Below are 18,915 nucleotides of genomic sequence, written 5' to 3'. Positions count from 1 at the left end.
TTTCGCCCTTTTTACTCTTCTTAGAGCAAAGAGCGTGCCAATTATTTTTCAGTTCAACCCATTCCTGTTCTTCATTTGATTCAATCATTTTAGTCTCCTCTATCTTTATTAGTTTAGTCTAAGTTAAAAGGTTTAATTAAGGGCCGACGGCTTTTGGCCAATCGGCCCTTAATGATTCTTGACTCAAATGAAACTGGACTTTAGATTTTAATCTTCAAATCGACCTTTCTTATTTGCATTCATACCGAAGAGCTTGAGGAAAACGAATGTCGCCACAAGCACAACAATCGAGCACACAATCCAGAACTTGTCGCCGCCCACCGGAATCTGGTAGAGGAGTATCGAGACCGCCCAGGCAAGCACCGTCTGGACCACAGCCATCAACACACCAAGACCAAGACCGATTTCGCGAACGACCACGCCCATTGCAGCAAGGCAAGGCACGTAGAGCAAGATAAAGATCAAGAACGCAAACACCTGCCAGTTAAATCCGTCTACCGGATTTCCATTCTTGTCCGGGTTGTGGAAGTAAGAACGGAGGTTGGCATAGATGTCAGCAGTTTCACTCAAGTCACCTTCTTCGAGAGCGCCGATTTCATCTTCACTCAACGTGAGGCCTGCAGCAGCGAGTTTTGCAAATACCTCTTCACGAGCCTTGTCGGCACCTTCATCTTCGCTGAAGGTTTCGATAGAAGCATATTCTTCGCAAGTAATCGCCTTGGCTTCAAGAATCTTATCGAGTGTGACTTTCTTGAGCTCTGCGGCATTCTGCGCTTCGAGTTCGCCAGATGTTCCGAGAATGTCCGTGAGAGAGCCGAAGACTTCACTCAAGTTTTCCGGAATCGTGCCAAGGGCTTCCTTGAATGCACCGAGAATATCCGGAGCACCACCTTCTTCCTCTTCTTCGGCCGGGCATTCGTCCACGCCAGCGATGAGAGGCTTTTCGGTTGGTGAGCTTGCCGAACCATCAACAGGAGCATCGGCAACAGAAATGTCACTGGATCCTTCGCTTTGCTCAGGATGACGTTCCGTAGCAGCGCTATCGGCGACGGCAGAGTCAGCAACGACTACATCACTTCTCTCGTCTTTCGTCTCTCGTCTTTCGTCTGCAATGGGGCGTTGCGGGGTGTCCCCGCTAGAAGGGGTAGCGGACGCCGCGTCAGAGGCGGGAGCGAGGGGAAGGCTTTCCCCTTCAACTACCTTTTCGCCTTTCGTCACTGCATCACCCGGCCCCGCCATGGAGTACAAGGAGTTCATCGTACCAATCACAGCTTCCTTAGCAAGGAGACCCGTGAACAGCGACACAGAAGCAGGCCAGTTGTTGGATTCAACGCCGAACGGTTCAAAAATCGGAGTAATCGCTTTACCAATTGCAGAGAGCAAGCTGTTTTCGGAATCCCCATTGCCAGCCGTGAATTCCGTTTCCGTCTTAATCTTGGATTCGTCAATCACGACACCTTCAGGGAGCGGCACTTCCTTTTCGTCCTGCACCATGGCGTAACCTTCTTCGGCCTTCACGATTTCCGTCTTTTCGCCATTGATTTCGGTGTAGAGTTTATCTACAAAACCAAAGCTATTGAGGAACCCGAGAATAGCAACGGCAATCGTAATCACCTTACCAGCACGGACAATGTAATCGCGCAAACGGAGCCAGGAGTGGATCATGAGCGACTTGAATTTCGGCAAGTGGTATGGCGGCAGCTCCATCACAAAGTTGCTAGCCTCACCCACAAACAAGGAGCGGCGAAGAATCAAGCCGTACACGATCGCAAAGAGAACACCCGCAAGATAAAGCGCAAACACTACAGTCCCAGCCTGGGCTCCAAAGAATGCCGCAGCAAACAACGCATACACCGGAAGGCGAGCGCCGCAGCTCATGAACGGCACAAGGAAAATCGTGAGGAAACGTTCACGCTTGGATTCGAGCACACGAGAACCCATAATGCCCGGCACGCCGCAACCGAAGCCCACCATCATCGGCACGAATGCACGACCCGGGAGCCCGAGGAATCTCATGAAGCGGTCCGCGACAAAAGCCGCACGCGCCATGTAACCCGAGTCTTCCAAGAACGAAAGGCAGAGGAACATGAAGAAGATAACCGGGATGAACGTCGAAACCGTCTGGATACCGGCGCCAATACCATCGGCGAGAATTGCAGACACAAAGCCAGGCGCATGGAGCACATCCGTGAGCAAGTAGCCAAGACCATCCACAAAAATAGCACCAAACAGCACATCAAAGAAATCGATGAACGCAGAACCGATTGTGACGGCCACCCAGAAGACCAGGTACATCACCAAGAGGAAAATCGGGAGAGACGCCCAACGATTCAAAAGCACAGAATCGAGCTTATCGGACCAGGTTCTCTTAGAACGGTTCGAAAGAATCGTCTTACCTGCAATTTCGTGAGCCAAGCTGTAGCGCGCATCTGCCATTGCAAATTCGCTTTCTTCGTTCAGCATCTTGGTCACTTCGGCCTTGTTGATTTGGACCTTGGCTTCTGCAAACTTGTCTGCATAGCTCTTTTCGTTGCCCAAGTACATGAGCGAAACCCAGCGGGCATCCGTATCCAAAAGCTTTGCAACCGGTTCAACCTTCGGTTCCAAATACTTCACGGCATTTTCGACATTCTCGCCGTAATGGATAGCCTTAGGAGTCATCTTTTTGCCAGCGACAACATGAGCCATTTCGCTGATAAAGTTCGTGATACTTCTTTCGTTCACGGCCGAAAGCGGAATCACCGGCACGCCAAAACGTTCAGCAAGGATATCCAAATCCAAATGCAAGCCGCGCTTTTCCGCAATGTCGATCATGTTTGCAGCAATCACCATCGGAATCTGCATATCGACAAGCTGAGAAGTCAAGAACAAGTTACGTTCAATGTTCGAGGCATCAATGATATTGACAATGAGGTCCGCTTCGCGAGTGAGCAAGTAATCGACAGCGGCGCGTTCGTCTTCGGCATTCGCAAAGAGAGCGTAAGTACCCGGCAAGTCCACCACGCGGATGTGCTGGTTACCGAGTTCAAAAAATCCTTCCTTCTTTTCGACAGTCACGCCCGGCCAGTTCCCAACACTCTGGCGAGCACCCGTAAGAGCATTAAAAAGAGCCGTTTTACCGCAGTTCGGGTTACCGGCAATTGCAATAGTAAAAAGCTTCGGAGCCATTAGACCCTCTTCAATTTAAGAACGTTCGCTTCTTGCTTGCGAAGCGACAAACGGTACGACAAAACACTGACTTCAATCGGATCACCGAGAGGAGCCACCTGCAAAACTTCAAGCGTCACACCACGCACAAGCCCCATAGAAAGCAATTTGGACTTGTAGCGGGCATCGCCTTCGTTATAACCGAGGATTTCTACCTTATCACCTTTTTTGAGGTCAGAAAACTTCGGTTCAAGATCCCATTTCTTTGTAGAGGTTTTGCCTCCACAACCGCAATTACAACCCATTTTATTTTCCTTTTTTAGCCTTTAAAGCATTCGCCTTTTTCGCAACAGCGCCTTCATTTCCCCTCTTCATGAAGTCTTCAATTGTCGAAAGAGTTTCAGCAGAAAGAATATGCTCCATGCTGCAGGCGTCCTTGTCAGCAATCGCTTCGGAAACGCCCAGACGGATCAAAAAACCCTTCAAAAGAATATGGCGGTTCAGCACATCGGCAGCCGCCTTGCGACCTTCTTCCGTGAGTTCCACGCCACTGTAAGGTTCCTGAGTCACAAGACCCAGCTTTTTAAGTTCAAGAATCGCCTTAGCCACAGAAGGCATCTTCACAGAAAGGGCGGCGGCAATATCCTTGACACGGGCAATCCCGTTTGCCAAGCGAAGCATGTGCACCATTTCCAAGTAGTCTTCGAGACTCTGGCTAAGCTTCACGTGATTGTTTTCCATATTCGATGATCCTTTAAACGTTAACGTCGCCTAATTTTATTAGACAAGACTAAAATTAGTAAGCCAAGGCTAATTAGTCAAGGCTAAACTTTTATAATTTTTGCAAAAATATGAGAAACGCAAGAAAAGATATAGGGAGAGGCTATAGGAAAAGCACGCAATCCGCCCTATTGTTTTTCCTTTTCGACTTTTTTATATTTTAACACGGATCCTCAAAGGATGCCATCCGGCTTAGCCGGGCGTTAATATATCGATTAGTTTTATCCAAACAATCAACAAATAGGAAGCTCATGGCAAGACCCGTCAGAGAAACCCCCATGTTGACGCCTTTGGCGTCCGCCTATTTGCTCGATCATAAAATTATGCAAGCATAATTTTGCGACACTCGCTTGCAAGCTATTGTTCGGCGAGGATGCTCGCCGGTTTATCGCCCGTATGCAGGAGAGGCACCCCGAAACTCCAGAAGCTCGTGCCCGCCGCTTACGGAATTACGAATTTTTCCAAAAAGCATTTGAACGAGGCATGCGCGAAAAGCGTGCCCGTGAAGCAGCTAACGGAGGTAAAGATCCATGGTTCAGATATGTGGAATTTCCGAAAGAATCAAAATTGTAAGACTGCAACCTATCTAATAAATTTAAAGCCCATCGTAAAAAAAACAATTTTATGTCCGCCAGCGAGCGGACATTTTTGTTTTTGGGGCTTTGGGGGAAAGTCGCAAAAACGCACATTTAGAGAGTTATACCGCAAAAAAGTGCTTATAATTCTCTAAATGTAATGTTTTTGAGGACATTTAGAGAATTATAAAGAGGTTTTTGTTATATTAAACTATAAACGGAGGTAAAAAATGCTCATCGGACGTTCAAAACAGCAAGAAGAACTTCGCGCTTTAGTCGAAAGCAGGGAATCCCAATTCTGCGCCATTTACGGAAGACGCCGAATCGGCAAAACATACCTCGTCCGCGAAACGTTCAATTACCACTTTACGTTCCAGCACACAGGCCTCGCCGACCAGCCTCTAAAAAAACAATTATCCTCATTCAGAGATTCCCTAATCTCCGCCGGGGCCCCAAAACAGCCTGTTCCCAAGAACTGGAGCGAAGCGTTTACCGCATTACAAACTTTTTTGCAAAATTCCGAGGACAAAAAAAAGATCATTTTCATCGATGAACTTTCGTGGATTGACACACCCAAATCAGGATTCGTCAGTGCGCTAGAGCATTTTTGGAACGCCTGGGCAACAGCCCGCAAAGAACAGGACATCGTCTTAATCGTCTGCGGAAGTTCCACATCATGGATTACGAATAAAATCATCAACAACCACGGAGGTCTACACAACAGGCTCACCTGCACCATCCATCTTGAACCCTTCACGCTTAGCGAATGCGAAAAATTTGCCAAAACGGCCCAACTGGGATTTTCTCGCACAGACATTGCCAACGCCTACATGATATTCGGAGGCGTGCCATTTTACTGGAGTTTACTGAAACGTACGGAGAGCCTTCCGCAAAATATCGACAGACTTTTCTTCGATAAAGACGCAAAATTAAAATACGAATATAGGGAAATGTTCGCCTCCCTCTTTAAAGACCCATCTTTACACCTTAAAGTATTGGAAGAACTCTGCAAGAAAAAAGCAGGCCTCACACGCGAACAGCTCACGCAATCTCCAGACTTAAAGAACGACGGCACCCTTACAAAAATTCTAGAAGAACTGGAACAATGTGGATTCATTCAAAGATACCATAAAATCGGCCAAGAAAAAAAAGGTGCCCTTTTCCAGATTATAGACAACTTTGTACTGTTCCACTTCAAATTTTTGGCGACAAACAAAAACATCGACAAACAGTTCTGGAGCAAATCGCTAAATACAGCCCCACTAAACACGTGGTACGGTTTAGCTTTTGAGCGCCTGTGCTTACAACACATCGACCAGATAAAAAGCGCTCTTGGGATTTCAGGAATATTGACAAACACAGCATCTTGGTTCAGCAAAGCCAGCGACGGAAACGACGGTGCACAAATCGACCTTGTCATCGACCGTAACGACGGCATCATCGACATTTGCGAGATGAAATATTGCAGGGACAAATACTCCCTCGATAAGAAATCCTACGAGAATCTAAAGAACAAAAGAGGTGCTTTTGAAAACAACACCAAAACGAGAAAAGCCGTCCAAATCGTGCTAATATCCTCGTTCGGCGCACAACACAACGCCTACTACAACGAGCTCATACATCAAGAAATTACACTCGATGACCTTTTCAAATAATCGGGATTTAGAGAATTATACCGCAGAAAAGGACTTATTAATCTTCTCAATGGGCAATTAGAAACATATTAGCTATTAAATTACTTACCCTATTTTCAAAACATTTTTTCCTTATATCCGCAAGCAGGATAATTAGAACATCCAATAAAATTATATCCATTATAGGCTTTCCGTTTTACAAGGAAACCGCCACATTCAGGACATATTTTAGGACTTGACAAAATAGTCACGTCTCTTTGTGCATACCGACACCGAGGAAAATTAGAGCACCCCACAAAAGATTTTCCATCATGTTCAATTTTTAGCAAGTCTCCAGTTTTGCAAAGAGGGCATTTCGTCTGCTTTTCGCTAATTTTTCTCCTTGTTGATTTAAAGAATACTGATGTAGATTCTGAGAATTCCTTGAAAAAAAGCGATGGATTCTTGTTGTCCACAAGGACATAGGTTCTATTTTTAGTTCGGGTAATAGCAACATAAAACAGACGACGTTCTTCTGCAAATCTGTAATCTTCTGCATTTGTAAGAACAAAGTTCAAAACAGGATCATCAATTATCTGATTCGGGAATCCAAGTTTGTCATTTCTAAAATTCAGCAAAATAACATTATCCGCTTCCAAGCCCTTTGATTTGTGAACAGAAAGGAATTGTATTTGCAACTTCGGATTCTGAATGTACTCTAGTGCATCTACACCATTTTTCCGAATCTTTCGGAACAAGCCTGTATCTTTTGCAATTTCTATATCGTAATTCGTTCGTCCCAAAAGTAAAATGGACGAATTCGTTCCATAATCCAAAGCAATTTTATTGATTATCGCTTGTAACGCATTTTTCGGATTGTCGTCGAACCCCCAAAAAACAAGGGGATAATCTAACTTTTTATCGGAGCGTAAACTTTTCTTGAGTTGGAGCGGATTTTGCAAAATAAAACGCGATGCTTCATCGATTAATTTTTGCGAATTACGATATGTTTTCTCAATTTTTAATATTTTCGTTTTTCCAAAATACTTTGCAATATCAGTGAATAATGAAATATCGCTACCGGCAAATCGATATATAGATTGCCAGTCATCCCCTACACAGAATAACTTTGCTTTTGTTTTATCAACAATCACCTTCAACAAATTAAATCTTGCCTTTGAAATATCTTGATATTCATCTACAATCACATATTTATACAAAGGAATATCGCAACCAGCATTAACATTCTCTGTTGCGTTGTTTATCATATCCGAGAAATCAATTGAATTATTGGCTATTAAGTATTTTTGATATTCTTCCAATATTACTCTTATTATATTCAAAAAAGTGTTGTTTCTTCTTTGCAAGAATTTGTTATCTTCTGACGAAAGCCAATCTTTCCAATTATCAATTGTTTCTATTGTATAATTATTAGACTTAAAAAGTACAATAAACGTTCCGCACAGCTTCACAAACTCAGAAAAAAACTTATTCGTCTTGGTTGCATAAACAGTATTGAAAATATCCATGAAGTCTCGTGATTTCAGAACAACTCCATTTTGTTTCAAAAGCTCTTCAAGCTTTTGTAAAAGCACCCCTTCAGAATTGTAGTATGAATAGGTTTCAATCAACTTGGTATTATTCTGCTTATGAAGTTCTCTTTTCCAATCAATTCCTTCTAAATATTTTTGAGCTTCAATGGGAGAAAGCCATGGAACCGTATTGTTCCTCGTTATTCCAAAATGTTCCAAATAAATATCATAATCTTTCAAATAAAAATCAGGTCTGTACGTTTTTCGCAAGGGGTCAGGATTTTCAAACGGGTAGAGTTTTTCATATTCGTAATTTATGCCGTTTAAAAAAAGAAAATTTGCGATTTGAACTTCTTCGAGACTTTTTACTTTTTCATTTTTTAGCGTTGTATGATTCTGCGACTTCTTTATTTTTTCTTCTTGAGTATACTTCTCTTGATCATATTTCGACCTAAGCGTTTCCAAATCCACGTTTTTTTCGGCCTCATACAATTCACCTAATGACGAATAATCCTCCATATTCTTAGGGATATCAATATAGTATGCAAAATACTCAATCAAATTTTTTACCAATTCAGGATAATCAACCAATTCTTTTTCAAAAAAGTTATGTATAAATTCATTAAAAAGAGATTCATCAAGAACGTCAGGCCTTTTTCCAACAGCACTTTTGATTATATCAAGACCCAATTTATGAAAAGTTGTTGATTTAACAGGGATTCCCAACTTTCCCTGAATTCTATCGGTCATTTCTTGAGCAGATTTTTTCGTAAACGAAATAAGCAGTATTTCTTCCGGACTTATATTCTTTACGTCACATAAATACTTGACCTTACCTGCAATCGTCAGCGTTTTTCCACTACCCGCCCCTGCCAAAACAAGAATTCTATCTTCATCGGTTATGACTGCTTCTCTTTGTTGCATATCTAAGGACTTTCCATCTATGTTGGAAAACAGATAATCATATTTTTGCGATTCCCGCACAATAAACGATTTATTCGCTTTTTCTAAATAATTAAAAAGATTCTCATAGATTATTTCAAAATGACTTATTTTCCCATACTCTTCATCATTCACATTCAAATTACAAATAGCAACATCTTGAGACAATTTTTTCCATTTCTGATAAAATATTTTTCCATCAGAGTCTGTAACATAACGACTAGTCAAGAAATCAAGTTCATCAAAGAAAATGTTCACAAATTGCAAAAGCAACTTGAGATTTTCTTTGCGTTTAATCTCTGCATTTGACGCAAAAACGAGCCTTGGAAAATCCTCGTATTTTCTTCTGAACTCTTCCAATTTTATAAAAGTATTTGTTTTCGAAGAAATTGAACTGTACTTTAGCCATTCAAAATACAAAGCTTGGTATTTATAAATAAAAGTATCCCTTTCAGAGTCTTGAATATAACGTTTCAATATTTCATCAAATTCAACAAAAAATGGTTCAACTTTAACCAATAACTCTTTGCATTTGATTACCACATTCGACTCTATAACGAGTCCTGGGAAATCCTTGTACTTTTTCTTAAAATCTTCTAGCTTTACAAAATCTTCAACTTTTGACGGAATGCCACTATACCTTTGCAATTCAAGGTACAACGCTTTATACTTTAAAATAAAAGCGTCTCTTTCAGCATCCTGAATATAATGCTTAAATAACCCGTCAAATTCAACGAAAAACGAATCACATATTTCTATGAAACTCCGTACTTTTTCTTCAAATTCTTTAGCAAGCCGTTTTCGATGAGCTACATAACAAGCAACAAATATTACTAGCAATACAATTATTAAAACAAACATACCTAGCGACAACCATCACCCCTTAAATTTCCATATTTCATATCCTTGCCGCCTTGCGGAATCATACACAGGTTGCATGTTCTTCCGTAAAATGTTGACAAATTCATTCTTACTGTTACCGGGTTTGAACAATTCTGTCTCCGCCCATATTGAATGGATGTTGTCGCGGTAGCATTTCTCGAAGCGGCTGCGAACGAATTCGTCATCCCACATCAAACGGTACATTTCATATTGGTTGTCAGCAAATCGGTTGAAAAATGTCCAATGCGGCAGGCGATTATTCTTGGAAGAGTTTAACGAAGAATCCATCGGAATCAGATTCCACAATTCATCGTTCATCACGAACGACCATGGAATAAAATGGTCAATATCGTAATCATTTTCAATAGGCTTGTTTGTATAGATGTCAAGAATCGTTTCTCGTTGCAGGATTATTTCCCATAGTTTACGGACTTGTTCAAGTTTTCGAGCACTCGCATCCATAGGCGAGAGCTTATATACAATCCCAGGGACTTCGGGATTGTTGACCTGCAGCCACTTGGATTTTTCATGTTGAATCCATCCGAGTAACGCAACAGAATTATCTTGGATATATTGCTTCCAAACGGGATTGAACACAACGACACGATTCAGTTGCGAGCCTTCGTCAAAGGTGTACGGCAGCAAAATACGACGATTCACAGCTTGCGTATATCTGACAATTTCCGAGGCACTATTCCAATTAACTTTCGCACCACCTCCCTGTTCGTAACGATCGTAGAATCCAGCCAGAGCACGATAGGGTACGTATTTAGTTAACGCAACTTTATACTTTTTTATATCTGTGTTATATTGCTTAATGGCGTTCTTGATTTCGACCTTCGAGGCATTGGATGGGAGTTCACTTTTCGCAGCCAACTGCACGATGGCAAGTTCCAAAGCATCACGAAATTTTCCTTTCAGCATCCCGCTCAAGTGGACATGATATTCCAACACAGTGTACCAGACATTTGCAATCATCTCATCGATAATAGCATCGAATGTCGACTGCACAAAATCTTCATCAATAAGTTTGACAATCGCCTCAAGCCAGTAAAACTTGTAGCAATATGTCGGATTTTTCATCATGAGCGAAAAACACTCGACATCAAGCTGATTACAATAAGGCGAACTAATATCTAAAGCTAGGCTTTGTGGGAAAGAATTATATTCATCCATTTTTCGTCTTTCCTATTCGGTCTAACATCTGTAGAAATCCAATATTCTCTACATTGTAATTCTGGAACAAGTGTAAGCATTTCATTTAGACGATTTTCCGTAAAATCTATAAAATAGCGACCTTGACGTTCGCCAGAAAAATCACCATACTTGAAGGATGTATAAATTACTCCAGTATTTTTCAGCGCAACGGCCATTTTATGCAATACGGAAATCAAGTCATCCCATTGCAAATGGAGAATAGAGGCACAAGCCCAAATTCCATCATATTCATTTACTGATGCAAATTCTTGAAAATACAACTGCTTAACAGGAATTCCCGTATAGGCACTTGCCAATCGGCAAAATTCCCTAGAACCATCAACAGCATCAACGTCATAACCTTTATCCAAAAAATATTTGGTATCTCGACCAGAACCACATCCAAAATCGAGAATTTTCGCATACGATGGCATATATCGCAAGAACCGCTCCTGCGTCGCAGAAAAATCAACACAAACAGTGCTACGAGAATACTCTAGAGCATTTCTATTATAATATTCAATGGTCGATGTCATACAACATCTTTAAAATACTTTATTTCAGCCCCTCTCATAAACTTACTTTTCAAAATGTCACTTCAAATCAAGAACATTCAAGAGAATGCTTACAAAAAATGGAGGAAGTTCATTAACCTCCTCCAAAAGAGACTTAGTAAATCAATCACCATCGTTCATTGGGATTACTTATTTCATTTTCTTCAAAGCACAATCGCCGCAGCAACGAGAGTCTATAACAATCAAACTTTCCTCGCGGCCCTCACAGCGTTGAAAGATTTACGTAGTGCCGACCTTTTCGAGCAACAAGTTCATAACCAAGAGACGAAAGCAACGCATTTAGCGTCTTTAAGGTTATGTTCATCGGTTGCATTGCACGTAAATTTTGAATCACCGATGTCGAAATTCCAGAAGCTTTCGATAAAGCACGAACACTAACATCCTGTTCCGCCATTGCATCTAATATAAGCTCAGACAAAAGGAAATTTGCATATTCCTTTTCAAAGGCTTTCTTTTGTTTCGGGTCGGACATGATCCTTTCAAATGTCGATTCAGCCTTCTTCATAATATTCTCCCTTTTGCACACGAGTGTTATAACTTTGCATAGAAAATATTGCTCTTTGTTTTTCGCTTTCAGGAAGTTTTAGAGACTTCTTGCAAAATGCATTCGTCACAATAATTTTCTTTCCCATAAAAAAGAAGGAAAGGAATCGGTCCGGTTGCGGTTTGAATGCATAAATTTTATCACCTTCATTTCTAAACTTTGTTATATCCGAGATTTTTCCTGAATCACCCATTCTTTTAAACAGCATCAGCACTTTACGTTTTTGCGTATCACCTAATCTATTAAAATAATCTAAAGCCTGACTTATTCCATTTTCATCGTAATACCATTCTATAGTAAAGCTAGGACCCTCATAAGCTAAAATTTCTCTCATTACAAATGTATCTCCTTTTTGATACGCTGTCAAGAGCTGCAATTTCAAACTCAGATACATTTGCAACATTCATGCCAACAGGAAAACCGTCGTTTTCACGCAAAAAACGGCAAATTGCAAATTGAGAAAAAGTGATTAATCACCTTTGATCACTGATTAATCAGTTTAATCACTTTTGAGCGGTCCCATCCAAAATAAAGCCTCACTCTCGACTTTTCGCCCACTTCTAGGGAAATTCTGACAACATCATTCCGCAATGTAAGCATTTCGAATAATTGCCAAAATCGAGCTTTTTGCTAGATTTCAAACATGAACTTTCTTGAGCAGAAAATCCTTGCCGATGGCGTCGTCAAGCCAGGCAACGTTCTTAAGGTTGACAGTTTCCTAAACCATCAAATTGATATTCGCCTAATGCATAAAATCGGCGAAGAATTCAAGCGTCGATTTGCCGACGTAGAATTCAACAAGGTTCTCACCATCGAAGCAAGCGGCATCGCCATCGCGGCATTTATCGCTTACTTGAACGATGTTCCAGTCGTCTTTGCCAAAAAAGGCCAGACCGTCAACAGCACCGACGACAAATACGTGGCAAAGGCATACTCCTTCACGCACAAAAAGTTCAACGATATTTTTGTTTCGCGCCCCTACCTCAAGCCGACCGACAAGATTCTCATCGTTGACGACTTCCTCGCCGATGGGGAAGCCAGCAAGGCGCTCATCGATCTCGTGAGGCAAGCAGGCGCCGAACTCGTCGGAGTCGGCATCGCCATCGAAAAGGGCATGCAGCCCGGTGGTGCAAAGCTCCGCGCCGCAGGCGTACGCCTGGAATCCATAGCCATCGTCGATAGCATGGACGCCGAAACAGGATTTATCAAGTTCCGCGAACAGTAAACGAGGCTTGCCATGAAGACTTCAGACAACATTTATCAACTTGACGGTCGCATTCCTCTTTTGCAGGCGATACCTTTCGGCTTACAGCATGTACTCGCCATGTTCGTGAGCAACATAACGCCCATCATCATCCTTGCCAATGTTGTCGGAATCGAAAAGGGCATCACCGCTTCGCTTATCCAAAATTGCATGATTATTGCGAGCATCGGTACGCTCATCCAGCTCTACCCCGTTTGGAAAATCGGTTCCAGACTCCCCATCGTGATGGGCATCAGCTTTACATTCCTTTCCGTTTCTATTTCCATCGGAACTACGCAGGGCATGGGTGCGCTCATGGGCGCAGTCATCGTAGGCGGCATCATCGAAGGCTTGCTCGGCCTCTGCGCTAAATACTGGCTCAAGCTCATCCCGCACATCGTCGCGGCCACAGTCGTCACGTCCATCGGATTCTCGCTTTTGCCCATCGGCGCAAACTCATTCGCTGGCGGCCAAGGCGCCGCTGATTTCGGTTCCGCGCAGAACTGGATTGTCGGTAGCGTTACGCTCCTCACCTGTTTGCTCACGCAAATTTTTGCGAAAGGGTTCTTGCGCTCGCTTTCCGTCTTGGTCGGCCTCATCGTCGGTTACATTCTCTCGCTTTGCATGGGCATGGTAGACTTCTCCGGACTTTCCAACTGCAGCATCATCGCGCTCCCGAAGATTCTCCCATTCACTCCAGAATTTCACCTCGGCGCTATTCTCTCCGTTGTCGCGATTTACCTCGTCTCCGCGACAGAAACGGTCGGTGACTCGAGCGCACTTTGCAGCGGCGCCCTCAAGCGTCAAATCCACAAAGCCGAAATGGGCGGAGCTATCAGCTGCGATGGTTTCGTAAGCACCATCTCCGGCATCTTCGGCTGTACACCAATTACATCCTTCAGCCAGAACGTCGGGCTCGCTTCGCTTTCCGGCGTCGTGAATCGCTTTGCGATTGCGACAAGCGCTGGCATCATGATTCTCGGCGGCATTTTCCCGCCTATCGGCACACTCCTCACGACCATCCCGCAAGCGGTTCTCGGCGGCTGCACCATCATGATGTTCGGCTCCATCCTTTTCGCAGGTTTTGGCATGATTGCCAAGAGCGGATTCTCGCAGCGCAACATGATCATCGTCAGCATGTCGCTGAGCATCGGCCTCGGCTTTACTTCGGCCTCCAAGATGTTCCAGATTTTCCCGCAAACAATCCAGATTATCTTCGCCGAAAACTGCGTCGCCGTCGTATTCCTCCTCGCCGTTGCTCTAAACCTCGTGCTGCCCAAGGACAAGGAAGAAAAAATCGCGGAAAAGAAATAACAAATAAATGAATTTCAACTTAAAAGCTCAGCCAAACCAGCTGGGCATTTTTGATAAATTCATCATTTTCCTTCGAAACTGATTCCAAATGATTTTGGAATTACAATTTCCTTGTAGACATTCATCAAATAGTCATCCGTCATTCCAGAAACGTAATCGGCAACAACGCGCGGTAACGAATTCGTATCCTTGTACTTTTCGCTCATTTTTTCATACCAGTGATTGATTCCCGTCGCCTTTTTCACGCCCGTACGGAGTTCATCCAGACATGTTTCAAAAACAGCCCGGAACATCGTCCTTATTTTTTCGTCCTGAGATGACTTTTTCGGATTCGTATAAATATTATCGTAATTCCATTTTTTCAATTGATCAAGAGCGTTAAAGACGTCCGACGAAAAGCTCAACGAATCTTTATCAATACTATTGTTGACAAGGTCTGTGATGAGCGTATTGACGATTTTTTCATTATCGTCACCGAGAATCTCCGTAATTTCTTTTGGAACATCCTCAGGCTTAATCAATTTCAAGATGAGAGCGTCCTTGACATCACGACCAACGTAAGCAATCACGTCCGAGATTCGCATGACGCAACCTTCCAATGTCATCGGAACCATCTCTTTCGACTTCAGCGTTCCACTCAAGCTGTTCTTGTATTCTTCCAGCAACTTTTCGGGAGTCTTGCTGCGATTACAGCCATATTCGTTCTCCAGAACTTCGCCGTTGTGACAGATGATTCCATCGAGCACTTGCGCTGTGAGATTCAAGCCTTTACCGTACGCTTCGAGGTCATGGAAAAGCCTAAAGCTTTGTACATTGTGTTCAAAAATCCCTTCGCCGCAATCCTGCAAAAAATTCGAGACAATCCTTTCGCCATCGTGTCCAAAAGGCGTATGGCCAACGTCATGCCCTAGCGAAATTGCTTCAATCAAGTCTTCATTCAAATTTAAAAAACGCCCAATGGTTCTTGCAATTTTCGATACCAACTGCACGTGCAAAACACGATGTGTGATATGATCATTTTCAACAAGATAAAAAGCCTGAGTTTTATCGATATATCGGCTATAGCAATAAGAATGGATTATTTTATCTGCATCTCTAGAAAAATTCGGACGAACATCATCTTGCATCTCACGGAAACGAACTGCATCCGTCGACTTGCAAGCATATTCTGCAAGCGATTTTTCCTTATCCATCAAACGTGACTCAATTCTGCTTTTGACCGTTGCGTTCCATTCCATAAAGCAAATCCTTTAATCGGTAGATTACATCTACATTTCATTTAATAAAATATATAAAACAGTAAAATTTTTCCTTCGAAAAAAGTTATTATTTGAAGGAATAATTACAATACGCAAAGTCGTTCTTAATAAAATTTTCAATAGAGAAACAAGGTTACTCACATGAACATTTTTAAAAATAGTTTTCTCTCAAACGCAATCGCATTTGCAACAGCCACAATCCTTGCCGTAGGTAGCGTTTCGCAGGTTCAAGCCAAAGGCGCCGCAAACGCAAAGAGCATCGCAGCAGACGAAGACATCCGCATCGTCAAAGTAGATGACAGCAATTTCGAAAAAGAAATTCTGCACTCCAAAACGCCGGTCATCTTGGAATTTTCATCGACCAGTTGCCCACCGTGCCTCGTGATGATCCCGACGCTTATCGGTATCGCGAAAAATTACCGCGACATCAAAGTTGCATCCGTGGGCATCGATGAACCCAACATCGAAAAAATCAAGAACACGCTCCCGATTCAAGCGTTCCCAACATTTTTCCTCATCAAAGACGGACAAATCGTAAACCGCCTCGTCGGAGTCGTCAAAGAAGAACAGCTACTGCAAGCGCTCGATTACACGCCTAGCGCAAACACGGCAAAACCACAGCCCGCCAAGAAGCCCGCTAAAAAGACAGGCAAAGATAGAAACCTTGTCTGTAAAGTCAACGGCCAGTTCCACGGACTCAAGAATCTCGTTACCATTTCATTCGTCTTCGGCGATACCGAAATCAAGAACGTCGATATCGTTACGGACGTATTCGTTCCGCCCGAAATGAGCGACAAGCGCGAAGAAATGATGGCACACATACGCGCAAGCGGCAAAGGCGAAGTCACCCCGACTATGGCCGGATTCCAAATGCACATCGACAACGATTGCCGTTTCATGAAAGCGATGGATATGAAACGCACATCCACCTACGGCGAAATTCGCGCTGGGCTGGAACTGCAAGGATTCAAGTGCGAATAAACGTGTAACCTAAAACTTAGAACAACAAAAGACCGCAGCGAATTGCTACGGCCTTTTATTAATGCTATTGATTGCTTCGTCGCCTTTCGGCTCCTCGCAATGACGTATCGTTACTTCACCACAATATTCACCAACTTGCCCGGGAGCACGATGGACTTCACGACGGTCTTACCCGCCATAAATTGGGCTCTTCGAGCCCTTGCCCAATCGCCTCGGTAATGCCCACGCAAGCGTGGTCGCTACACTCGGCTCAGGGGCAATCCTTCATGCGTTCGTTACGCTGGCTTGACAACGATATTGACCAATTTACCAGGCACAACAATCGACTTGACGACAGTCATTCCCTTGGTAAATTCTTTTACTCGTTCGTTTTCAAGAGCGAGTTTTTCGAGGGCAGCCTTGTCCAAGTCCTTAGCAACAGAAGCCTTGGCGCGGACCTTGCCGTTCACCTGGAACACGACTTCGACGGTATTTTCCACGGCCTTGGAGTGGTCGGCTTCCGGCCAGGCGACGTTCGTGAGCGAGCCTTCGTGACCGAGGATGCTCCACATTTCTTCGGCGATATGCGGGGCAAACGGGTGCAAGAGCTTGACGAACGTTTCGCACGGTTCGCGGTAGCGCTTGTCCATCTTCATCATTTCGTTATTGAAGATCATCAACTGGCTGATGGCAGTGTTGAAGCTCATATTTTCAATGTCGTTCGTGACCTTGATAACGCTCTGGTGCATCACCTTTTCGATAGCTTCCGGAGCGGCTTCGTCAACGAAGACCGGGGCTTCATCGCTGTCGCCGACAACAGAACGCCAGGCGCGGCCGAGGAAGCGGTTCATGCCTTCGATGCCCTTGGTCTGCCACGGCTTCACGGCGTCGAGCGGGCCCATGAACATTTCGTACAAGCGAAGACTGTCGGCACCGTAGTCACGGACAACGTCATCGGGGTTCACGACGTTCTTGAGGGACTTACTCATCTTAGCCACAATCTGCTTGAGTTCGATATCAGTACCCTTCTTGAAGAACTTGCCGTTCTTTTCTTCAACTTCGTCGGTCGGGACCTTGGAGCCTGCGGCATCTTCGTAAGCGAAGGCAAGAATCATGCCCTGGTTGAAGAGTTTCTGGAACGGTTCGTCGGTAGAGACGAGGCCGAGGTCGAACAAAACCTTGTGCCAGAAGCGGCTATAGAGCAGGTGGAGCACGGCGTGTTCGGCACCACCCACGTAGAGGTCCACGGGCATCCAGTACTTTTCAAGTTCCTTTGCCACAAATGCATCACCGTTGCAAGCGTCAATGTAGCGGAGGTAATACCAGCAAGAACCTGCCCACTGCGGCATGGTGTTCGTTTCGCGAATACCCTTGCGGCCGTTCTTATCGACGACCTGGAGCCATTCGGTGGCGTTCGCGAGCGGAGACTGACCGCCGTCACCCGGCTTGTAGTCCTTGAGTTCCGGCAAGAGCACCGGAAGTTCGGCGTCATCCACCGTAGAGATTTCGCCATCTTCCCAGTGGATAATCGGGAACGGTTCACCCCAGTAGCGCTGACGGCTGAAGAGCCAATCGCGGAGCTTGTAGTTCACGGTAGCCTTACCGATCTTGTTGGCTTCGAGCCATTCGATGACCTTGGCGATACCCTGCTTCTTGTTGAGACCGTTCAGGCAGAGCGTTGCATTTTCGCTGTTGATGTAAGTGCCGTCGGCAGCCCAGCAAGCTTCGCCAGCGAGAACCTTCGGGCGAACATCTTCGGGGCAGCTTGCGTCCGGTTCCATGATGCAGATCACCGGGAGGTTGAACTTCTTCGCGAAATCGAAGTCGCGGGTATCGTGAGCAGGCACGGCCATGATAGCGCCGGTGCCATAGCCCGTCAAAACGTAGTCGGCTACCCACACCGGAATCTTCGTGCCGGTGAGCGGGTTCACGGCGTAAGAACCGGTGAATACGCCGGTCTTTTCCTTAGCGAGTTCCGTACGGTCGAGGTCGCTCTTGAGAGCGGCGGCGTGCACGTATTCTTCCACGGCGGCCTTCTGTTCGGCAGTCGTGAGTTCCGGCACCATCGCGTGTTCCGGAGCCACCACCATGTAGGTAGCACCGAACAGCGTATCGCAACGGGTCGTGTAGACGCGGAGCTTCTTTTCGGTCGGCTTGCCGTTAGCGTCGGCAATGGCAAAGTCCACTTCGGCGCCGTAGCTCTTGCCGATCCAGTTCTTCTGCATGTCCTTCACGCCCTGCGGCCAGTCGAGTTTGTCGAGGCCCTTCAGCAGGCGGTCGCCATACAGCGGGATGCGCATGAGCCACTGCTTGAGGTTACGGCGTTCGACTTCCTTGGTGCCGCACTTTTCG

14 protein-coding genes are annotated in these 18,915 nt (G+C 44.5%); 4 read left to right on the top strand and 10 right to left on the bottom strand.

Annotation, left to right across the window (positions count from 1 at the left end; genetic code table 11):
• Positions 1 to 207 precede the first annotated feature (207 nt).
• From feoB to HUF13_RS10220, 3 genes are read right to left on the bottom strand one after another with little or no spacing between them, the layout of a single operon-like run.
• Positions 208 to 3,168 (bottom strand): ferrous iron transport protein B, encoded by a 2,961-nt coding sequence (feoB, locus tag HUF13_RS10230; RefSeq protein ID WP_173475035.1) that lies wholly within the window; start codon positions 3,166 to 3,168, stop codon positions 208 to 210.
• Positions 3,168 to 3,452, bottom strand: a complete 285-nt coding sequence (locus HUF13_RS10225; protein WP_173475034.1) for a FeoA family protein — start codon at positions 3,450 to 3,452, stop codon at positions 3,168 to 3,170. The genes feoB and HUF13_RS10225 overlap by 1 nt, the downstream gene beginning before the upstream one ends.
• A 1-nt stretch (position 3,453) precedes the next feature.
• Positions 3,454 to 3,888 carry a metal-dependent transcriptional regulator gene (locus tag HUF13_RS10220; RefSeq protein WP_072829744.1) on the bottom strand — a complete coding sequence of 145 codons (435 nt, stop codon included), beginning with the start codon at positions 3,886 to 3,888 and terminating at the stop codon, positions 3,454 to 3,456.
• Positions 3,889 to 4,732: 844 nt separating this feature from the next.
• On the opposite strand from HUF13_RS10220, the gene HUF13_RS10215 reads away from it, so the two are divergent.
• Positions 4,733 to 6,157 carry an ATP-binding protein gene (locus HUF13_RS10215; RefSeq protein ID WP_173475033.1) on the top strand — a complete coding sequence of 475 codons (1,425 nt, stop codon included), beginning with the start codon at positions 4,733 to 4,735 and terminating at the stop codon, positions 6,155 to 6,157.
• Between the two features lie 95 nt (positions 6,158 to 6,252).
• Here HUF13_RS10215 and HUF13_RS10210 read toward each other — a convergent pair whose 3' ends face one another.
• The 5 genes from HUF13_RS10210 to HUF13_RS10190 all read right to left on the bottom strand — a co-directional run bounded on the left by HUF13_RS10210 (position 6,253) and on the right by HUF13_RS10190 (position 12,121).
• Positions 6,253 to 9,450 carry a UvrD-helicase domain-containing protein gene (locus tag HUF13_RS10210; protein ID WP_173475032.1) on the bottom strand — a complete coding sequence of 1,066 codons (3,198 nt, stop codon included), beginning with the start codon at positions 9,448 to 9,450 and terminating at the stop codon, positions 6,253 to 6,255.
• A gap of 15 nt (positions 9,451 to 9,465) precedes the next feature.
• Positions 9,466 to 10,647: an HNH endonuclease domain-containing protein gene (locus tag HUF13_RS10205; RefSeq protein ID WP_173475031.1), complete on the bottom strand. Its 1,182-nt coding sequence runs from the start codon at positions 10,645 to 10,647 to the stop codon at positions 9,466 to 9,468.
• Positions 10,614 to 11,204 carry a bifunctional 2-polyprenyl-6-hydroxyphenol methylase/3-demethylubiquinol 3-O-methyltransferase UbiG gene (locus HUF13_RS10200; protein ID WP_173475030.1) on the bottom strand — a complete coding sequence of 197 codons (591 nt, stop codon included), beginning with the start codon at positions 11,202 to 11,204 and terminating at the stop codon, positions 10,614 to 10,616. Before HUF13_RS10200 ends, HUF13_RS10205 begins: the two co-directional genes overlap by 34 nt.
• Positions 11,205 to 11,445: 241 nt before the next feature.
• On the bottom strand, positions 11,446 to 11,748 hold the full coding sequence (locus HUF13_RS10195; RefSeq protein ID WP_173475029.1) for a helix-turn-helix transcriptional regulator: 303 nt from the start codon (positions 11,746 to 11,748) through the stop codon (positions 11,446 to 11,448).
• Entirely contained in the window at positions 11,735 to 12,121 is a 387-nt protein-coding gene (locus HUF13_RS10190) for a type II toxin-antitoxin system RelE/ParE family toxin (protein ID WP_173475059.1), read from the bottom strand. Before HUF13_RS10190 ends, HUF13_RS10195 begins: the two co-directional genes overlap by 14 nt.
• Positions 12,122 to 12,430: 309 nt before the next feature.
• Here HUF13_RS10190 and HUF13_RS10185 point away from each other — a divergent pair, with 309 nt between their 5' ends.
• Both HUF13_RS10185 and HUF13_RS10180 read left to right on the top strand, forming a co-directional pair.
• Complete coding sequence (locus tag HUF13_RS10185; protein ID WP_173475028.1) at positions 12,431 to 13,012, top strand: xanthine phosphoribosyltransferase; 582 nt, start codon at positions 12,431 to 12,433, stop codon at positions 13,010 to 13,012.
• A 12-nt stretch (positions 13,013 to 13,024) separates the two neighbouring features.
• Positions 13,025 to 14,344 carry a nucleobase:cation symporter-2 family protein gene (locus tag HUF13_RS10180; RefSeq protein WP_173475027.1) on the top strand — a complete coding sequence of 440 codons (1,320 nt, stop codon included), beginning with the start codon at positions 13,025 to 13,027 and terminating at the stop codon, positions 14,342 to 14,344.
• A gap of 62 nt (positions 14,345 to 14,406) precedes the next feature.
• Here the strand turns inward: HUF13_RS10180 and HUF13_RS10175 are convergent, their stop codons facing one another.
• Positions 14,407 to 15,582: a deoxyguanosinetriphosphate triphosphohydrolase family protein gene (locus HUF13_RS10175; protein WP_173475026.1), complete on the bottom strand. Its 1,176-nt coding sequence runs from the start codon at positions 15,580 to 15,582 to the stop codon at positions 14,407 to 14,409.
• Between the two features lie 162 nt (positions 15,583 to 15,744).
• On the opposite strand from HUF13_RS10175, the gene HUF13_RS10170 reads away from it, so the two are divergent.
• Positions 15,745 to 16,584: a co-chaperone YbbN gene (locus HUF13_RS10170; RefSeq protein WP_173475025.1), complete on the top strand. Its 840-nt coding sequence runs from the start codon at positions 15,745 to 15,747 to the stop codon at positions 16,582 to 16,584.
• Between the two features lie 275 nt (positions 16,585 to 16,859).
• On the opposite strand, the gene leuS is transcribed toward HUF13_RS10170, so the two are convergent.
• On the bottom strand, positions 16,860 to 18,915 hold a 2,056-nt coding region (gene leuS / locus HUF13_RS10165), incomplete at its 5' end, for a leucine--tRNA ligase (RefSeq protein ID WP_173475024.1).

The sequence above is a fragment of the Fibrobacter succinogenes genome (genome assembly GCF_902779965.1).
GTDB lineage: Bacteria > Fibrobacterota > Fibrobacteria > Fibrobacterales > Fibrobacteraceae > Fibrobacter > Fibrobacter succinogenes_F.
Note: the sequence above shows the minus strand (reverse complement) of the source record. Positions and strands in the feature narration are given on the sequence as shown.